This window comes from Arthrobacter sp. U41 (assembly GCF_007679325.1).
Classification (GTDB): domain Bacteria; phylum Actinomycetota; class Actinomycetes; order Actinomycetales; family Micrococcaceae; genus Arthrobacter.
Map to the genome: position 1 here is coordinate 176,311 of NZ_VEGI01000001.1, position 16,450 is coordinate 192,760.

Annotated in this window: 13 protein-coding genes; 4 read left to right on the forward strand and 9 right to left on the reverse strand. The window is 68.2% G+C overall.

What is annotated here, in order from left to right:
- Positions 1 to 19: 19 nt before the first annotated feature.
- The 6 genes from pgl to tkt all read right to left on the reverse strand — a co-directional run bounded on the left by pgl (position 20) and on the right by tkt (position 8,285).
- A complete protein-coding gene (pgl, locus tag FS787_RS00815; protein WP_144670200.1) occupies positions 20 to 826 on the reverse strand; it encodes a 6-phosphogluconolactonase in 807 nt (268 codons plus the stop codon).
- Complete coding sequence (locus FS787_RS00820) at positions 816 to 1,757, reverse strand: glucose-6-phosphate dehydrogenase assembly protein OpcA (protein ID WP_144670202.1); 942 nt, start codon at positions 1,755 to 1,757, stop codon at positions 816 to 818. Before FS787_RS00820 ends, pgl begins: the two co-directional genes overlap by 11 nt.
- Complete coding sequence (zwf, locus tag FS787_RS00825; RefSeq protein ID WP_144670204.1) at positions 1,754 to 3,316, reverse strand: glucose-6-phosphate dehydrogenase; 1,563 nt, start codon at positions 3,314 to 3,316, stop codon at positions 1,754 to 1,756. Before zwf ends, FS787_RS00820 begins: the two co-directional genes overlap by 4 nt.
- A gap of 15 nt (positions 3,317 to 3,331) precedes the next feature.
- Positions 3,332 to 4,966: a glucose-6-phosphate isomerase gene (locus FS787_RS00830; protein WP_144670206.1), complete on the reverse strand. Its 1,635-nt coding sequence runs from the start codon at positions 4,964 to 4,966 to the stop codon at positions 3,332 to 3,334.
- A gap of 5 nt (positions 4,967 to 4,971) precedes the next feature.
- Complete coding sequence (gene tal, locus FS787_RS00835) at positions 4,972 to 6,102, reverse strand: transaldolase (protein ID WP_144670208.1); 1,131 nt, start codon at positions 6,100 to 6,102, stop codon at positions 4,972 to 4,974.
- Between the two features lie 65 nt (positions 6,103 to 6,167).
- Positions 6,168 to 8,285, reverse strand: coding sequence for a transketolase (gene tkt / locus FS787_RS00840; RefSeq protein ID WP_144670210.1), 2,118 nt, complete (start codon positions 8,283 to 8,285; stop codon positions 6,168 to 6,170).
- 502 nt (positions 8,286 to 8,787) lie between these two features.
- Here tkt and FS787_RS00845 point away from each other — a divergent pair.
- The gene (locus tag FS787_RS00845; RefSeq protein WP_144670212.1) at positions 8,788 to 9,750 is read left to right on the forward strand and encodes a heme o synthase; all 963 of its coding nucleotides are present in this window, start codon (positions 8,788 to 8,790) and stop codon (positions 9,748 to 9,750) included.
- Between the two features lie 163 nt (positions 9,751 to 9,913).
- Here the strand turns inward: FS787_RS00845 and FS787_RS00850 are convergent, their stop codons facing one another.
- The 3 genes from FS787_RS00850 to FS787_RS00860 form a co-directional block, all read right to left on the reverse strand.
- A complete protein-coding gene (locus FS787_RS00850) occupies positions 9,914 to 10,858 on the reverse strand; it encodes a heme A synthase (RefSeq protein ID WP_144670214.1) in 945 nt (314 codons plus the stop codon).
- 7 nt (positions 10,859 to 10,865) lie between these two features.
- A complete protein-coding gene (locus tag FS787_RS00855) occupies positions 10,866 to 11,576 on the reverse strand; it encodes an ABC transporter permease (protein WP_260982461.1) in 711 nt (236 codons plus the stop codon).
- A gap of 95 nt (positions 11,577 to 11,671) precedes the next feature.
- Positions 11,672 to 12,640 (reverse strand): ABC transporter ATP-binding protein, encoded by a 969-nt coding sequence (locus tag FS787_RS00860; RefSeq protein ID WP_144670218.1) that lies wholly within the window; start codon positions 12,638 to 12,640, stop codon positions 11,672 to 11,674.
- A gap of 140 nt (positions 12,641 to 12,780) precedes the next feature.
- On the opposite strand from FS787_RS00860, the gene FS787_RS00865 reads away from it, so the two are divergent.
- From FS787_RS00865 to sufD, 3 genes are read left to right on the forward strand one after another with little or no spacing between them, the layout of a single operon-like run.
- Positions 12,781 to 13,680: a helix-turn-helix transcriptional regulator gene (locus FS787_RS00865; RefSeq protein ID WP_395940303.1), complete on the forward strand. Its 900-nt coding sequence runs from the start codon at positions 12,781 to 12,783 to the stop codon at positions 13,678 to 13,680.
- On the forward strand, positions 13,680 to 15,143 hold the full coding sequence (gene sufB / locus FS787_RS00870; protein WP_144670222.1) for a Fe-S cluster assembly protein SufB: 1,464 nt from the start codon (positions 13,680 to 13,682) through the stop codon (positions 15,141 to 15,143). The genes FS787_RS00865 and sufB overlap by 1 nt, the downstream gene beginning before the upstream one ends.
- Entirely contained in the window at positions 15,143 to 16,429 is a 1,287-nt protein-coding gene (gene sufD, locus FS787_RS00875; RefSeq protein WP_144670224.1) for a Fe-S cluster assembly protein SufD, read from the forward strand. Before sufB ends, sufD begins: the two co-directional genes overlap by 1 nt.
- The last annotated feature ends 21 nt before the right edge of the window (positions 16,430 to 16,450 follow it).

A 16,450-nucleotide genomic window follows, 5' to 3' on the forward strand; every position in this document is an offset into this window, starting at 1 on the left:
AGCGGGCAGGCCTTCCCGGTCAGCCCTTCCGGACCAGTTGTTCCGGCACCCGGGCAGCGGCGTTTTCGTCGATCAACCACAGCGTCTCATTCCGGCCCCGCGGGCCGGCGGCCGGCACCTGCACCGGGTTCGCTCCCGCGAGGGCCAATCCGACGGCCCCTGCCTTGTCCTCGCCGGCCACAACCATCCAGATTTCCGACGCCGTGTTAATGGCCGGCAGCGTGAGGGAAATCCGCAGCGGCGGCGGCTTGGGGGAGTTTCGGACCCCCACCACGGAGAGTTCCTTCTCCCGGATCCCGGCCTGTTCGGGGAAGAGTGACGCAACGTGGGCGTCCGGTCCGACGCCGAGCAGGACGATGTCGAAGCGGGGCAGGGCGGCCGGTTGCTCCGGGCGGTCATCGGACATGTCCGCGGCGTGTTCCGCGGCCGCCGCGTCGCGTAGCCTGGCGGCGTAGTCCGCGGCCGCTTCCTCGGGAGTGCCGAACTCGTCAGTGGATCCGGGCACATGAATCCGCGCGGGATCGGCCGGAATATGCGAGAGGAGAGCCTCGTGGGCCTGGCGGGCGTTGCGTTCCGGGTCCTCGCCGGCGACGAAGCGCTCATCGCCCCACCAGAAGTTGACTTTGGACCAGTCGACGGCGGAGGCCGCCGGTGATTCGGCCACGGCTTTAAGCGAACCGATGCCCATCGACCCGCCGGTAAGCACCACCGTCGCCTCGCCGTGTTTGTCCTGGATGTCCACCAGCTTGGTGATCAGGCGTGCCGCGATGGCGGCCATGAGGACCGTCGAGTCGGGATGGATGCTTACTCTGGGGTCAGCGCTCACTGGGACGGACACTCCTTAGATTGGTACGTGGCAGTCCAATAGTAATCACTTCACCGAACACTTCGTCCGGATCGAGCCGGCGGAGTTCCTCGGCGAGGCAGTCCTTCAGGCTGCGGCGCGGTAGCGAGATGCGCTGGACGGGCTGGCCGGGCTGGGTCAGCTCCGCCACGGTGAGGCCGGGCCGGAACAGCTGGACGTCGCCGGCCGCCCGGGTGAGCCGCACGCGCCGGATCCCGGTCCCTGCGGGGTCAGCAACGATCGTGACCGGCGCGTCCAGCGCCAGCGTGAGCCAGGCCGCGAGCAGGATGGTGCTGGGGGAGTCCGAGGCGCCTTCGACGGCGACGGCGGTGACGGGCGAGCCGTCCACCTGGTCCAGGACCGCTGCCAGCTGGATCCGCCAGTTGGTCAGGCGGGTCCAGGCGAGGTCAGTGTCGCCGGCCTTGTAGGTGCGCCGGATGTTTTCCAGTGCCGCTTGCGGGTCGGACTCGTTGGCCGAGTCGGTGATCCGCCGGTGCGCGATCCGCCCGATCGACGTCTCGCAGGCGTTCTTGGGGGCGCCGTGCGGCCACCAGGCCACGATGGGGGCGTCAGGCAGCAGCAGGGCCGCGACGAGGGATTCGCTTTCCTCCGCGAGTTCACCGTAGCCGCGGAGCAGGATCACCTCGGACGCCCCCGCGTCACCGCCAACCCGGATCTGCGCGTCGAGCCGGGTTGGGGCGCTGGCCCCGGCGTCGGCGAGGACGATGATCCGGCAGGGGTGCTCGCGGCTGGCCTCGTTGGCGGCCTCGATGGCTTCCTCTTCGAGGCCGGACTTGGTGACGACCACGAGGGTCAGCACCCGTCCCAGGGCAATCACTCCGCCCTGCTCGCGCAGCGCCATGATCTTCTTGGAGACCTTGGAGGTGGTGGTATCGGGAAGATCTACGATCATGGCCTTCTCCAGGTTCGTCCGTCACGGGCAAGCAGTTCGTCGGCGGAGGCGGGCCCCCAGCTTCCCGGTGCGTATGGCTCGGGCTGTTCATTAAGGCTCGCCCAGTACTCCTCGAACGGATCCAGGATCTTCCACGACAGCTCCACCTCGGCATGCCGGGGGAACAGCGGCGGCTCGCCCAGCAGCACGTCGAGGATAAGCCGCTCGTAGGCCTCCGGGCTGGACTCCGTAAAGGAGTGCCCGTACCCGAAGTCCATGGTGACGTCACGGACTTCCATCTGCGTGCCGGGAACCTTGGACCCGAAGCGGATGGTGGCGCCTTCGTCGGGCTGGACCCGGATCACCACGGCGTTCTGGCCGAAGTCGTCCTCGCCGTGGTCGGTGAAGAGCAGGTTGGGGGCGCGTTTGAGCACGACCGCAATTTCGGTCACCCGACGCCCGAGCCGCTTGCCGGCGCGCAGGTAGAACGGCACACCGGACCAGCGGCGGGTGTTGATGTCTACCCGGATCGCGGCGAACGTCTCCGTCTCCGAGTCGGCGGGGATGCCGTCCTCCTCGAGGTAGCCCACCACCTTCTCACCGCCCTGCCAGCCGCCGGTGAACTGTCCGCGGGCTGAGTGCGTGGAAAGGTCATCGGGGAGCCGCACGGCGGCGAGGACTTTCTCCTTCTCGGCGCGGAGGTCATCGGCGTTAAAGGAAATCGGCTCCTCCATCGCGGTCAGCGCCAGGAGCTGCAGCAGGTGGTTCTGGATCACGTCGCGGGCCGCGCCCACGCCGTCGTAGTAGCCCGCCCGGCCGCCGGTGCCGATGTCCTCGGCCATGGTGATCTGGACGTGGTCCACGTAGTTCGCGTTCCACAGCGGCTCAAAGAGCTGGTTGGCGAAGCGCAGCGCCAGGATGTTCTGCACCGTTTCTTTGCCCAGATAGTGGTCGATCCGGAACACCGCGTCCTGCGGGAAGACCGATTCCACGATGTCGTTGAGCTGGCGCGCCGACTCGAGGTCGTGGCCGAAGGGCTTCTCAATGACCACACGCCGCCACTTGTCGCCCTCGGCCTGGGCCAGGCCGTGCTTGGACAGCTGCCGGCAGACCAGTTCAAACGCGTTCGGCGGAATGGAGAGGTAGAACGCGTGGTTGCCGCGTGTTCCCCGCTGCTCATCGAGTTCGTCGATCGTTTCGCTGAGCCGCTTGAAGGCGTCGTCGTCGTCGAACTCGCCCTGCACGAACCGGACGCCCTTCGCGAGCTGCTCCCACACCGTCTCATCAAACGGGGTGCGGGCGTAGTCCTTGACGGCGTCCTTCACCTCCGCGGCGAAGTCCTCGTTGTCCCACTCCCGACGGGCGAAGCCCACCAGGGCGAAGCTCGGCGGCAGCAGCCCGCGGTTGGCGAGGTCGTACACGGCTGGCATGAGCTTCTTGCGGGCGAGGTCCCCCGTGACCCCGAACAGGACCAGTGACGACGGTCCGGCAATACGGTTCAGGCGTCGGTCACGGGGGTCCCGGAGCGGATTGCGCCCCCGGCCGGCCGTGTTCCTGCCGCCGTTGTAGGTTTCTGGCATGGTTGCGTTGGTGCCTTAGCTTTCGGTGGAGGGAACAGCCTGGCCGGCCAGCGTGGCGACGAGGTCCTGCAGCTGGCGGACGCCGGCAGCCCGGTCCGTGAGGTGCAGGCGGAGGACCGGACGGCCGTGATCGGACAGGACCTGGGCGTCGCCGGCGGCCTGTGCCGAGATCAACTCGCCGAAGCTGAAGGGCCGGTCCGGGATGGCCAGGTCGGTGGCGGCCGCGGCCGTCACCTGCAGGAAGACGCCGATCGCGGGTCCGCCCTTGTGGAACTGCCCGGTGGAGTGCAGGAAGCGCGGTCCCCACCCGAACGTCACGGGACGGCCGCTGACGGCTGCCAGCTGGTCCCGGACGCCTTCCAGCGGGGCGTACGCGAGCCGGTCGAAGTAGGCCTGGACACTCAGGTAGCTGTCCGGTCCGAGCTCGCCGAGCAGGGCGCTGACTGCCCCGGCCGCAGTGGTGGCCGAGCCGAGCCAGTCGCCGCCGCGGACCTCGATGGCGCCGTCGGTGAAGGCTGCCGGCGTCGGTTCCGGCTGGGCGTCCAGCAGGCCGCGGGCGGCCACCTTGGCGGCCTCGACGTCGGGCTGGTCGTAGGGGTTGATGCCCAGCAGGCGCCCGGCCACAGCCGTGGCGAACTCCCATGTCATCATCTGGGTGGGCAGGCCGCCGGCAATCGCGACCTCGTTCTCGCCGAGCTCGACGTCGGCGTCCGCGGCGACGAGCCGGACCACCAGGACATCGGGGGCGCCCAGCGTGGTTTCCGGCGACGCCGGCCCCGCAACGACCGGGAGCACGCCGGTGCCGAGCTTGCCGGTGGATTCCGCGATAAGCTGTTCGGCCCAGTCGGCGAAGCCCTTGATGCCGGAGCCGTCCTCGGCGATGACGATTTTGTCGCGCAGCGGATTCGTGCCGCCCAGCGCCGCACCGAGGGCGAGGCCGATGTTCTCCTCGCCGTCCTCGTTGAGGACCTCGGCAGCTTCCTCCGCTTCGTCCAGGAACGCCTGGATGTCCACGCCAGCCAGGCCGCAGGGCACCATCCCGAATGCGGTGAGCGCCGAGTACCGGCCGCCGACATGGGGATCGGCGTTGAAGACCGCACGGTAGCCCGCGTCGCGTGCGGACTTGTCCAGCGGTGAGCCCGGATCGGTGACAATAATGATCCGGCTCTTCGCGTCGATACCGGCCTCGGTGAAGGCGTGCTCGAAGATCCGGCGCTGCGAGTCCGTCTCCAGGGTGGAGCCGGACTTCGAGGAGACCACGATCGCCGTTTCGGCCAGCCGGTCCGCGAGGGCGGCGGCGACCTGTTCCGGGTCCGTGCTGTCCAGCACGGTCAGCTCGACGCCGGCGGTTCCGGCGATGACCTCGGGGGCCAGCGAGGATCCGCCCATTCCGCAGAGGACGATCCGGCTGACTCCTTCGGCCCGCAGGGCGTCACGGAGGGCCAGGATGTCCGCCACGAGCGGCTGGGAGACGGTGGCCGCCTCGACCCAGCCGAGCCGGACGGACGCTTCGGCCTCGGCGTCGGCACCCCACAGGGTGGGGTCCTTGGCGAAGATCCGGGTGGCGACCTTGTCCTCCAGCAGGGCGGGCAGGTGCTGTTCGTGGGCCAGACGGGCGGCGCCCGTGGCGTCGTAGCTGAGAGTGGTCATGGGGACTATGCGTCCTTCCGTGCAGCGGCGAGGGCGCCCTCGACGTCGGCCAGCAGTTCCTTCCAGCTTGCCACGAACTTGTCGAGGCCTTCGGACTCGAGCACCGCGACGACCTCGTTGTAGGAGATGCCGAGGGCATCGAGGGCGTTCAGCGTGGCGTTGGCGTCGTCGTAACCGCGGGTGATGGTGTTGCCCGTGACGGTGCCGTGATCGAACGTGGCGTCGAGGGTCTTCTCCGGCATGGTGTTGACCAGGCCGGGGGCGACGAGCTCCGTGACGTACAGCGTGTCCGGGTACGCCGGGTCCTTGACACCGGTGGAGGCCCACAGCGGACGCTGGGGGAGTGCGCCGGCGTCGGCCAGAAGGGCCCAGCGTTCGGTGGAGAAGAGCTCCTCGTAAACCTGGTAGGCGAGGCGGGCGTTGGCCAGCCCGGCCTTGCCCTTGAGGGCGCGGGCCTCGTCGGTGCCGATCGCGTCGAGGCGCTTGTCGATTTCGGAGTCCACGCGGGAGACGAAGAAGGAGGCCACGGAGTGGATCCGGGAGAGGTCGTGGCCGTTGTCCTTGGCCTGCTCCAGGCCGGACTGGAAGGCGTTGATGACGGCGCGGTAGCGCTCCAGCGAGAAGATCAGCGTGACGTTGACGCTGATGCCGGCGGCGAGGGTGGCGGTGATGGCTTCGAGGCCCTCGAGGGTCGCGGGAATCTTGATCAGGACGTTGTCCTTGTTGACCTGGGCGTAAAGTTCCTTCGCCTCGATGGTCGTTCCGGCGGTGTCCCAGGCCAGGCGCGGGTCGACTTCGATTGAGACGCGGCCGTCGACGCCCTTGGTCGCGGCGGCGACAGGAGCGAAGAGGTCGCAGGCGTCGGCGACGTCGGACGTGGTGATCGCGAAGACGGTCTCCTCGACGCTGGCGCCGGCGGCGGCCTTGGCGGCGATGATCCCGTCGTAGTCGTGGCCCGTGGTGATGGCGGCGTGGAAGATGCTGGGGTTCGTGGTGACACCCACAACGTTCTTCTCTTCAATCAGCTTGCGCAGCGTGCCGGTGTTGAGCCGGCCGCGGGACAGGTCATCGAGCCAGATGGAGACGCCGGCGTCGGAGAGCTGCTGCGTGGGGGTGGCGCTGGGGGTGGTGGTCATGGTCACTCCTGAAGTCTGGGGCCGCCGCCGGCAGCGGCGGCGGCCCGGAAGGCGATGGGTTTGGGTCAGGCCGGGAGGCCGGCGAGGGATTCCTTGGCCGCGGCGGCAACGGCCTCCGCAGTGATGCCAAATTCCTGGAACAGGCGCTTGTAGTCCGCCGAAGCGCCGTAGTGCTCGAGGGAGACGGAACGGCCGGCGTCGCCGACGAATTCCCTCCAGCCCAGCGAGAGCCCGGCTTCGACCGATACGCGCGCCTTGACTGCAGCCGGGAGCACCGCTTCGCGGTAGGCGGCGTCCTGCTTGTTGAACCACTCCACGCACGGCATGGAGACGACGCGGGTGGGGATTCCTTCGGCCTGGAGGGCTTCGCGGGCGTGGACGGCCAGCTGGACCTCCGAGCCGGTGCCGATGAGGATGACCCGGGCCTCGGCGGTCTTGCCGTTGGCCGAGGCTTCGGCCAGGACGTAGCCGCCCTTGGCGACGCCGGCGGTGGAGCCGAACGTGTCGCCGTCGGCGTCCCCCGTTCCGCGGGCATAGGTGGGGATGTTCTGGCGGGTCAGCACGATGCCGGCCGGGTTTTCGTGGTTCTCGAGCATGACCTTCCATGCGGCGGCGACCTCGTTGGCGTCGCCCGGGCGGACGACGTCCAGGCCCGGGATGGCGCGGAGCGAGGCGAGCTGCTCTACGGGCTGGTGGGTGGGTCCGTCTTCGCCGAGGCCGATCGAGTCGTGCGTCCAGACATACAGCGACGGGACTCCCATGAGCGCGCCGAGCCGGATCGCGGGGCGCTGGTAGTCGCTGAAGATCAGGAAGGTGCCCGAGAAGGCGCGGGTGCGGCCGTGCAGACTGATGCCGTTGACGATCGACGCGGCGGCGTGTTCGCGGATGCCGAAGTGCAGCACGCGGCCATAGGGGTTGCCCTTCCAGGCGTCCGTGGAGCGGGAGACCGGGATGAACGACGGCGAACCCTCGATTGTGGTGTTGTTCGACTCGGCGAGGTCGGCCGAGCCGCCCCACAGCTCCGGCATGACCGGGCCGATCGCATTCAGGACCTTGCCGGAGGCGGCCCGGGTGGAGACGTCCTTGCCGGCTTCGAAGACCGGGAGGGCGGATTCGAGCTCGGCCGGGAGCTTGCGGGCCTCCACGCGCTCCAGCAGGGCGGCGCCCTCAGGGTTGCGGGACTGCCAGGCCTCGAAGGCCTCCTGCCATTCGCTGCGGGCTGCCGCGCCGCGGTCCACGGCCGCACGGGCGTGGGCCAGGACCTCGTCGTCCACCTGGAAGGAACGCTCGGGGTCGAAACCGAGGACCTTCTTCAGCGCGGCGACTTCCTCGGACCCGAGGGCGGAACCGTGGATTTTGCCGGTGTTCTGCTTCTTCGGGGCCGGGTAGCCGATGATGGTGCGCAGCGACACGATGGAGGGCTTGCCCGTCTCGGCCTTGGCAGCCAGCAGGGCGGCGTGCAGTTCCTGCACGTCCTCCTTGTACTCCCCGGTGCGGGTCCAGTCGACGCGCTGGACGTGCCAGCCGTAGGCCTCGTAGCGCTTCAGGACATCCTCGGTGAAGGCGATGTCGGTGTCGTCCTCGATGGAGATGTGGTTCTCGTCGTAGATCACCACGAGGTTGCCGAGCTCCTGGTGTCCGGCGAGCGAGGACGCTTCGGACGTGACACCTTCCTGCAGGTCGCCGTCGGACGCGATGACCCAGACGGTGTGGTCGAACGGGCTGGTGCCCTCGGCGGCGTCGGCGTCGAACAATCCGCGCTGGCGGCGCTGGGAGTACGCGAAGCCGACGGCGGACGCGAGGCCCTGGCCCAGCGGGCCGGTGGTGATTTCGACGCCCTTGGTGTGCTTGTACTCCGGGTGTCCCGGGGTCAGCGAGCCCCAGGTGCGCAGTGCCTCAAGGTCCTTCAGTTCCAGGCCGTAGCCGGAGAGGAACAGCTGGATGTACAGCGTCAGGGAGGTATGGCCGGGGGAGAGGACGAACCGGTCGCGTCCCAGCCAGTCAGGGTTCTGCGGGTCGTGCCGCATCAGCTTCTGGAAGAGCAGGTAGGCGGCCGGAGCCAGGCTCATCGCGGTGCCGGGGTGGCCATTACCGACCTTCTCGACAGCGTCGGCGGCCAGGACACGGATGGTGTCCACGGCGCGCTGGTCCAAGCTGGTCCATGACAGTTCTTGCTCTTCCAAATGTGGCACGAAAACCGGGCCCCTCTCTGTGCTGACGGCAGAGTCTGGTCAGTCCCGCCGGAGCACAGTTAGGTGCCCGCTGCGGTACGTACCAGCCGTTCACCATCGAAACGTTGATCTATCATTCAGTCGCGTGTCCAAACGCACCTCTGCGGATAATGCAGAGGCAGGGCGGCCGTTTTTGGCCGTGGCTGAACACGCTGATCTGGTGACAGCTTAGCCCCATTCCCCCCGCCTGGTGCTGTATATCTCACCAAATGGACGGGTTTTACGCTTATATGAATCACCGGCGTCCGAGGCGTCCGTGAGCCCGCGTTAACCTGCGCGAATCATGCCGGCGCCTCAGCGGGGCTCACGGGACGTGCCTTCGCGCGCCCGCACGGTATGATGGTTCGTGGCTACCAACGGGGCGAGGGACACGCCCGTCCGCTGCGCGCGGACCCCTCCGATTATGCAACCCGCGTTGCTGAACCAGCCGGACTGAACAGCCAGACAGAACAGAGTGACTGCCACCGTGAGCACAACAGATACGCCGCTGACCGCTTCGCCCATCCGCGGAAAAATCGGCTTCGGCCGCAAAGCCAAGGCCTACCTGGCGCTCACCAAACCCCGTGTCATCGAACTCCTGCTGGTCAGTACCCTGCCCACCATGATCTACGCGGAGCGCGGCTTCCCGTCGATCGGCCTGATCCTGGCGACCCTCGTGGGCGGAGCCTTCGCAGCCGGCAGCGCCGGCGCATTCAACTGCTACCTCGACCGCGACATCGACAAGCTGATGCACCGCACGGAGAACCGTCCGCTGGTCACGGGCGAGGTCACGCCCCGCGAAGCGCTGGTCTTCTCCTGGCTCCTGGGCGCGGCGGCCATCGCGATCCTGTGGTTCGGGGCGAACCCGCTGGCCGCGTGGCTTGGCCTCGGAGCGATCGTCTTCTACGTGGTCATTTACACGATGATCCTCAAGCGCCGCACGGCCCAGAACATCGTCTGGGGCGGGGCGGCCGGATGCTTCCCCGTGCTCATTGCCTGGGCCGCCGTGACCAACACGGTCGAGTGGCCCGCCATCGTCCTGTTTATGGTCATCTTCCTGTGGACCCCGCCGCACTACTGGCCGCTGTCCATGCGGTACGGCGAGGACTACCGCAACGCCAACGTGCCCATGCTCGGCGCGATCGCCGGCGCCAAGGTGGTCTCGGTCCAGGTTGTCCTGTACGCCTGGGCCATGGTGGCGTGCTCGCTGCTGCTGGTACCGGCCGGCGGCGCCGGCTGGGTCTACACCGTGACCGCCGTGCTCGCCGGCGCCTGGTTCCTCTACGAATCGCACGCGCTGTACAACCGCGCGCAGGCCGGCGACGTGTCCAACAAGGGCGCCATGAAGGTCTTCCACGGCTCCATCAGCTACCTCACCCTGCTCTTCATCGCCCTCGCCGTCGACCCGTTCGTCGGCTCCGCCGTCATGGGCGGCTAGCCAGGCGGCACGCACGCTACCAGGCGAGACGGAAGCACCCCGGCCCAATCGGACCGGGGTGCTTCTGTCTGTGGACTGTGCGGTGACTCAACCAGGGATCAGTGACCGGCCCAAGGGGTCCGGCCAACCTGACCGGCCGTCTTGACCGGCCTGCGTGCCCCAGCTACTTGACCGGGCTGCTGCGGGCAAGGTCGGCGGCGTTCGTTGCCGCGCTCATCAGCAGGGCGGCCCCCAGCATGTGGGCCCCCACCAGGAGCGCCGGGATGCCGTTGTAGTACTGCGTGAAGCCGATGACGGCCTGCAGCACCGTGACGCCCAGGAGCATAAAGACGGCGGTCCGGAACGGGCCGGTGATCCCATCCCGGAGGACGAGGTACAGCGCGAACAACGCCCCTGCCGTCACCAGGTACGCCGGGACGGCGTGGATGTGGGAAAAGAGGTCCCAGTCCAGGTTGTTGCGCGGTGCGTCGGCGTCGCCGGCGTGCGGGCCGGCACCGGTGACCACAACGCCGAGGCAGACGGCCAGGGCAGAGAACAGCGCGACGGCCGTCATGAGCGGACGCGCGACGCCCGGCAGGGCCGCCAGTTCGGCCACCCGGAACTTTCCGGTCCGCCCGTAGGCGCGGTTGACCAGCAGGGTGGCCACGACCACAAGGGCCATCGAAACCAGGAAGTGCAGCCCCACCACCCAGGGGTTCAGCTGGGTCAGTACCGTGATGCCGCCGATGACGGCCTGCGCCGGGATGCTGGCGAGCAGCGCCAGGGCCAGCAGGAAGAGGTCGCGGCGTTCCTTGCGCAGGTTCCACAGGTACACCAGCATCGTCACGGCGATCGCCGCCAGGGCGAAGGTCAGCAGGCGGTTGCCGAATTCGATGATGCCGTGAATCCCCATTTCCGGGGTGTTCACCAGCGAGGCGTCGGTGCACCGCGGCCACGTGGGGCAGCCCAGGCCGGAGGCGGTGAGGCGGACGGCGCCGCCGGTCACGATCAGGATCGTCTGGCCGATCAGGGACAGCACCGCCAGCCGCTTCACCGTTTTGTCGACGGTGACGGGCAGCCAGGCGATGGTCCGGGTAGCGGTCCGGGGAGGGCGGGAGGCCGTGCTCACAGTTTTCTCAATTCCATTTGAACCAACGGGTTGCTGCGCCGCCGGCAATCGCCGTCCAGAGCAGCAGGACAAGGACGGAAACAGGGTTGACGCTGCCGGACAGGAACGCGTCCCGCATCCCCTCTCCCAGGGCGCCGGAGGGAAGGAACTGCACGATCGACTGCAGCAGGGCGGGCAGCTTCTCCGCCGGGATCACGATCCCGCCCAGGGCTCCCAGCAGGATCCACAGCAGGTTGGTGATGGCCAGGGTCGCCTCCGGCCGGACGGTGCCCGCCACCAGCAGGCCCAGCGCCGTGAACGCGGCCGCACCCAGCACCAGCAGGGCCAGGGCCGGAGCCCAGCCCTGCGGATCCGGCTGCCAGCCCAGGGTCAGGGCGACGGCGGTGACTACCAGCACCTGCAGGGACAGCACCGCGAGGACCGCCAGCACCTTCCCGGCGATCAGCCCGGTGCGGCCCAGGGGGGTGGTGGAGAGGAAGCGCAGGACCCCGTAGCGGCGGTCGAAGCCGGTGGAGATGCCCTGGCCGGTGAAGGCTGTGGACATGGCGCACAGGGCCAGGATGCCCGGCACGGCGACGTTGATCCGGCTCGCACCGTATCCGTCCAGCAGGGGCGTGACCGTCAGTCCCACCATGGCCAGCAGCGGCAGCACAACGGCCAGGATCAGCTGTTCGCCGTTCCGGAGCATGGTGACGGTCTCGTACCGGCCCTGCAGCATGATGCGCCGCAGCAGCGGGGCGGGCGCACCGCCCAGGGTCGGGGCGGGTACGGCGCTGCCCGATGGCGCGCTGCCCAGTGCGGCACTGTCGCGGGTCATCGGATCTCCCTTCCGGAGATGTCGAGGAAAACGTCCTCCAGGCTGCGGGCTTCAAGGCTCAGCGAGCGGGGCATGATGCCCCGGGCCGCCCACCAGGCGGTGATCGCGGCGAGGTCGGCGGGGGTGAGGGCGCCGGTGGCGGCGTAGCTGCCGGCCCGTGCTTCGGTGACGTCCACGCCGTCGGGCAGCACGCCGGTGAAATCCAGGCCCGGGTCGGCCTCGAACAGCAGGGTGCGGATGTGCTGCTCCCCGGCGTCGGGCGGGAGGGGGTGCTGCAGGAGCTGCGCGACTGTTCCCTCGGCGACGTTGCGGCCGGCGTCGATGATGTAGACGTAATCGGCGAGGCGCTGGGCGTCGTCCATAAGGTGGGTGGTCAGGACGATTCCCATCCCGCGGTTCCGGAGTTCGGAGATGAGCCCGAACACGAGCTGGCGCGACTGCGGGTCCAGGCCGGCGCTGGGCTCGTCAAGAAAAAGCACTTCGGGGTTGCCCACGAGCGCGGCTGCGAGGGCCAGCCGTTGCTTCTGCCCGCCGGAGAGGCGCCGCACGGAGGTCCGGCTGAAGGCGTCGATGCCAAGACGGTCGATCAGTTCCCCGACCGGCCACGGGTCCTGGTACATGCCGGCAATATGCTTAAGGAGCGGGATGGGGCGGGCCGACGGCGGCAACCCGCCGTCCTGCAGCATCACGCCCACCCGGGCCCGCAGTCCGGCGCCGGCCGTGTCCGGGTCCTCACCCAGGAGGCTGATGCTGCCGTGCGTGCGCTTCTGCAGTCCCTGGGCGCACTCGATGGTGGTGGTTTTGCCGGCGCCGTTGGCCCCCAGCAGGGCAGTGACCTGGCCGCGTTCGGCCACGAGGGAAACGCCACTGACCACCCGCAGCATCTTGCCGTCGAGCGTGGGCAGTGGACCAACATCCTTGACTAGCCCGCTGATGGACAGGACGGGGGATTCGGGGGATCGCACCACAGCATTCTACGGGATGTAGTACGTGGCGCTCCGGCGGTCGGCCGCACCGGCCCGTGGCGGGGAGACAGCCCGGGGATGCAGCCGGGGATAGCCATGCCTTACTGGAACGGGGGACTAAATTACGACATGATTGTGTTGTGTATTCCATGAGCACCTCCACGTCTGTCGCTTCCGGGCGCGTTCGCCAGCGCCCGGCATCAGCCGTGCCGCCGGAGGCGGGGGCAGTCGGTTCCGTGGAGTCCGCTGCCGCGCAGGTTGTGGCGGCGCAGGTTGCGGCCGCGTTCCCGGCAGCCGACCCGGAAGAGCGCACCCGGGACCGCGTCCTGAACGCCGTCCTGGAACACGGCCCCATCAGCGCCGCCGAACTGGGTGACCTGCTTGGGTTCACCCCCGCCGCGGTCCGCCGCCACCTGGACCACCTCTCACGCGACGGGGTGATCGAGGTCAAGCGCGCCTCCCGCGCGGGCGCCGGAGCCGGACGCCCGGCACGCCGCTACGTGCTCAGTTCCCAGGGTCAGTCGTCGCTTGGCAACGACTACCTGGACATCGCCACCCTGGCACTGCAGCGCCTCGGCGAAGCGGCCGGTCCCGACGCCGTGCGGCAGTTCGCCGTCGAACGCTTCGGTGACATGGAACGCCGCTACGCGCCGGAGATCAACGCCGCCGGCCCGGACATCACCGCCCGGGCGCAGGCACTGTCGGAGGCGCTGAGCCGCGACGGGTTCGTGGCGTCCACGGCGTCGATCGAAGCCAAGGCACCCCTGCCGGCGGCGCTCTCCAGCGTCCAGCTGTGCCAGGGGCACTGCCCCATCCAGCAGCTGGCCGCGCAGTTCCCCGTGTTCTGCGACGTGGAGACCGAGGTGTTCGCCCGGCTCGTCGGCGTCGACGTCCGCCGGCTTTCCACGCTGGCGCGCGGCGGCCATGTCTGCACCACCCACATACCTACAGGCCGTCCGGCGGCCAGGGGGCCTCACAGCCCCGCAGCCACCCCGGGCGACCTGGACGAAGTATCCAACCATCTGCAAGAAAGGCCGTGATGACGGACCAACTATCAGAGAAGAAGGTTGCTGAATCCACTGTGATTTCGGAGATTCTGGAAAAGAATCCCGAGCTCCACGGAATCGGAACCTATGAGTACGGCTGGTCCGACAAGAACGACGTCGGCGCCAACGCCCGACGCGGCATCGATGAAGACGTTGTCCGCGACATTTCGGCCAAAAAGAGCGAGCCGGAGTGGATGCTGGACCTGCGCCTCAAGGGCCTGAAGTACTTCGACCGCAAGCCCATGCCCACCTGGGGTGCAGACCTCTCCGGCATCGACTTCGACAACATCAAGTACTTTGTGCGGTCCACGGAAAAGCAGGCCGCCACCTGGGAGGACCTCCCGGAGGACATCCGGAACACCTACGAGAAGCTGGGAATCCCGGAAGCCGAGCGCAGCCGCCTGGTCTCCGGCGTCGCCGCGCAGTACGAGTCCGAGGTGGTCTACCACCAGATCCGCGAGGACCTTGAAGCCCAGGGCGTCATCTTCCTGGACACCGACACCGCGCTGCGGGAACACCCGGAGATCTTCCAGGAGTACTTCGGCACCATCATTCCGGTGGGCGACAACAAGTTCGCGTCGCTGAACACGGCCGTCTGGTCCGGCGGCTCCTTTGTGTACGTGCCCAAGGGTGTCCACGTCGACATTCCCCTGCAGGCATACTTCCGCATCAACACGGAAAACATGGGCCAGTTCGAGCGGACGCTGATCATCGCCGACGAGGACTCCTACGTCCACTACATCGAGGGCTGCACCGCGCCGATCTACACCTCGGACTCGCTGCACTCCGCCGTCGTGGAAATCATTGTGAAGAAGGGCGCCCGCGTCCGCTACACCACCATCCAGAACTGGTCCACCAACGTGTACAACCTGGTGACCAAGCGCGCCATCTGCGAAGAGGGCGCCACCATGGAGTGGGTCGACGGCAACATCGGCTCCAAGGTCACCATGAAGTACCCGGCCGTCTACCTCGTGGGTGAGGGCGCCAAGGGCGAGACCCTGTCCATCGCGTTCGCCGGCGAAGGCCAGCACCAGGACACCGGCTCCAAGATGGTCCACATCGCGCCGAACACCAAGAGTTCGATCGTGTCCAAGTCCGTGGCCCGCGGCGGCGGCCGTGCCGCTTACCGCGGCCTGGTCCAGGTCCGCGAAGGCGCCAAGCACTCGGCCAACACGGTCCGCTGCGACGCGCTCCTGGTGGACACCATCAGCCGTTCGGACACGTACCCGTACATCGACATCCGCGAGGATGACGTCACCATGGGACACGAGGCCACGGTCTCGCGGGTCAGCGAAGAGCAGCTGTTCTACCTGATGTCCCGCGGCATGCGCGAAGACGAGGCCATGGCGATGATCGTCCGCGGCTTCATCGAACCGATTGCCCGCGAGCTGCCGATGGAATACGCGCTTGAGCTGAACCGCCTGATTGAACTGCAGATGGAAGGATCGGTCGGTTAATGACTGACATCACTACTGAAAAGGCCCGCATCGGCGCGCCGTCAGCCCAGCCGTTCATCAACGGTTTCACCGAGGAAGGCGAGAGCCTGTCACCGCTGAACGCCGCGGAGTCCAAGTCCCCGCTGGCCGGCGAGGCCGTTAAACGGCACTCGCACGGCGGCGGCGTCGGCGTCCCGGACAGCTCACGCGCCGGCCGCCTGACCTCCTACAAGCTGGCTGACTTCAAGCCGCTCACCGGCATGGAAGAGGACTGGCGGTTCACCCCGCTCAAGCGCCTCCGCGGCCTGCACACCGAGGTCCTGGGCGGCGCCGCGCCGTCCGTAAGCGTCACCGCGCCGGACAACGTCATCGTGGAAACCGTCGGCCGCGACGACCGCCGGATCGGCTCCGCCGCTATCCCCGAGGACCGCGTCTCCGCAAACGCCTGGGAGAACTTCACCGAAGCCACCGTGATCACGGTTCCGGCCGAGGTTCAGGCCGAAGGCGAAGTCAGCGTCCTGCTGACCGGCCAGGGCACCGGGGCTGCCGCGCAGCACGTTGTGATCGTCGCGGAGAAGTTCTCCAAGTCCGTCGTTGTCCTGGACCACCAGGGCACCGCCGTCGTCTCGGAGAACATCGAAATCCTCGTGGAGGACGGCGCTCAGCTCACCGTCATCTCGCTCCAGGAATGGAACGACGACGCCGTGCACGCCTCCTCCCAGCAGGCCAAGCTCGGCCGGGACGCCAAGTTCAAGCACATTGTCGTCAGCCTCGGCGGCGACCTCGTGCGCGTCACGCCGTCGGCCCGCTTCACCGCCCCCGGCGCCGAAGCGGAAATGTTCGGCCTGTACTTCGCCGACGCCGGCCAGCACCTGGAGCAGCGCCTCTTCGTGGACCACGCCGTTGCCAACTGCAAGTCCAACGTCCTGTACAAGGGCGCGCTGCAGGGCCGGAACGCGCACACCGTCTGGGTGGGTGACGTCCTGATCCGCAAGGAAGCAGAAGGCACCGACACGTACGAGGCCAACCGCAACCTGGTCCTCACCGACGGCGCCCGCGCCGACTCCGTGCCGAACCTGGAAATCGAGACCGGACTGATCGCCGGCGCCGGCCACGCCAGCGCCACCGGACGTTTCGACGACGAGCACCTGTTCTACCTGATGGCCCGCGGCATTCCGGAAGAGGTGGCCCGCCGACTGGTGGTCCGCGGCTTCCTGAACGAGATCATCCAGAAGATCAAGGTTCCTGCCATCGAGGAGCGCCTCACGGCCGCCGTCGAGCGCGAACTCGCGGCAACGGACAACTAGTGCGAAGCACTGTAGGACGCA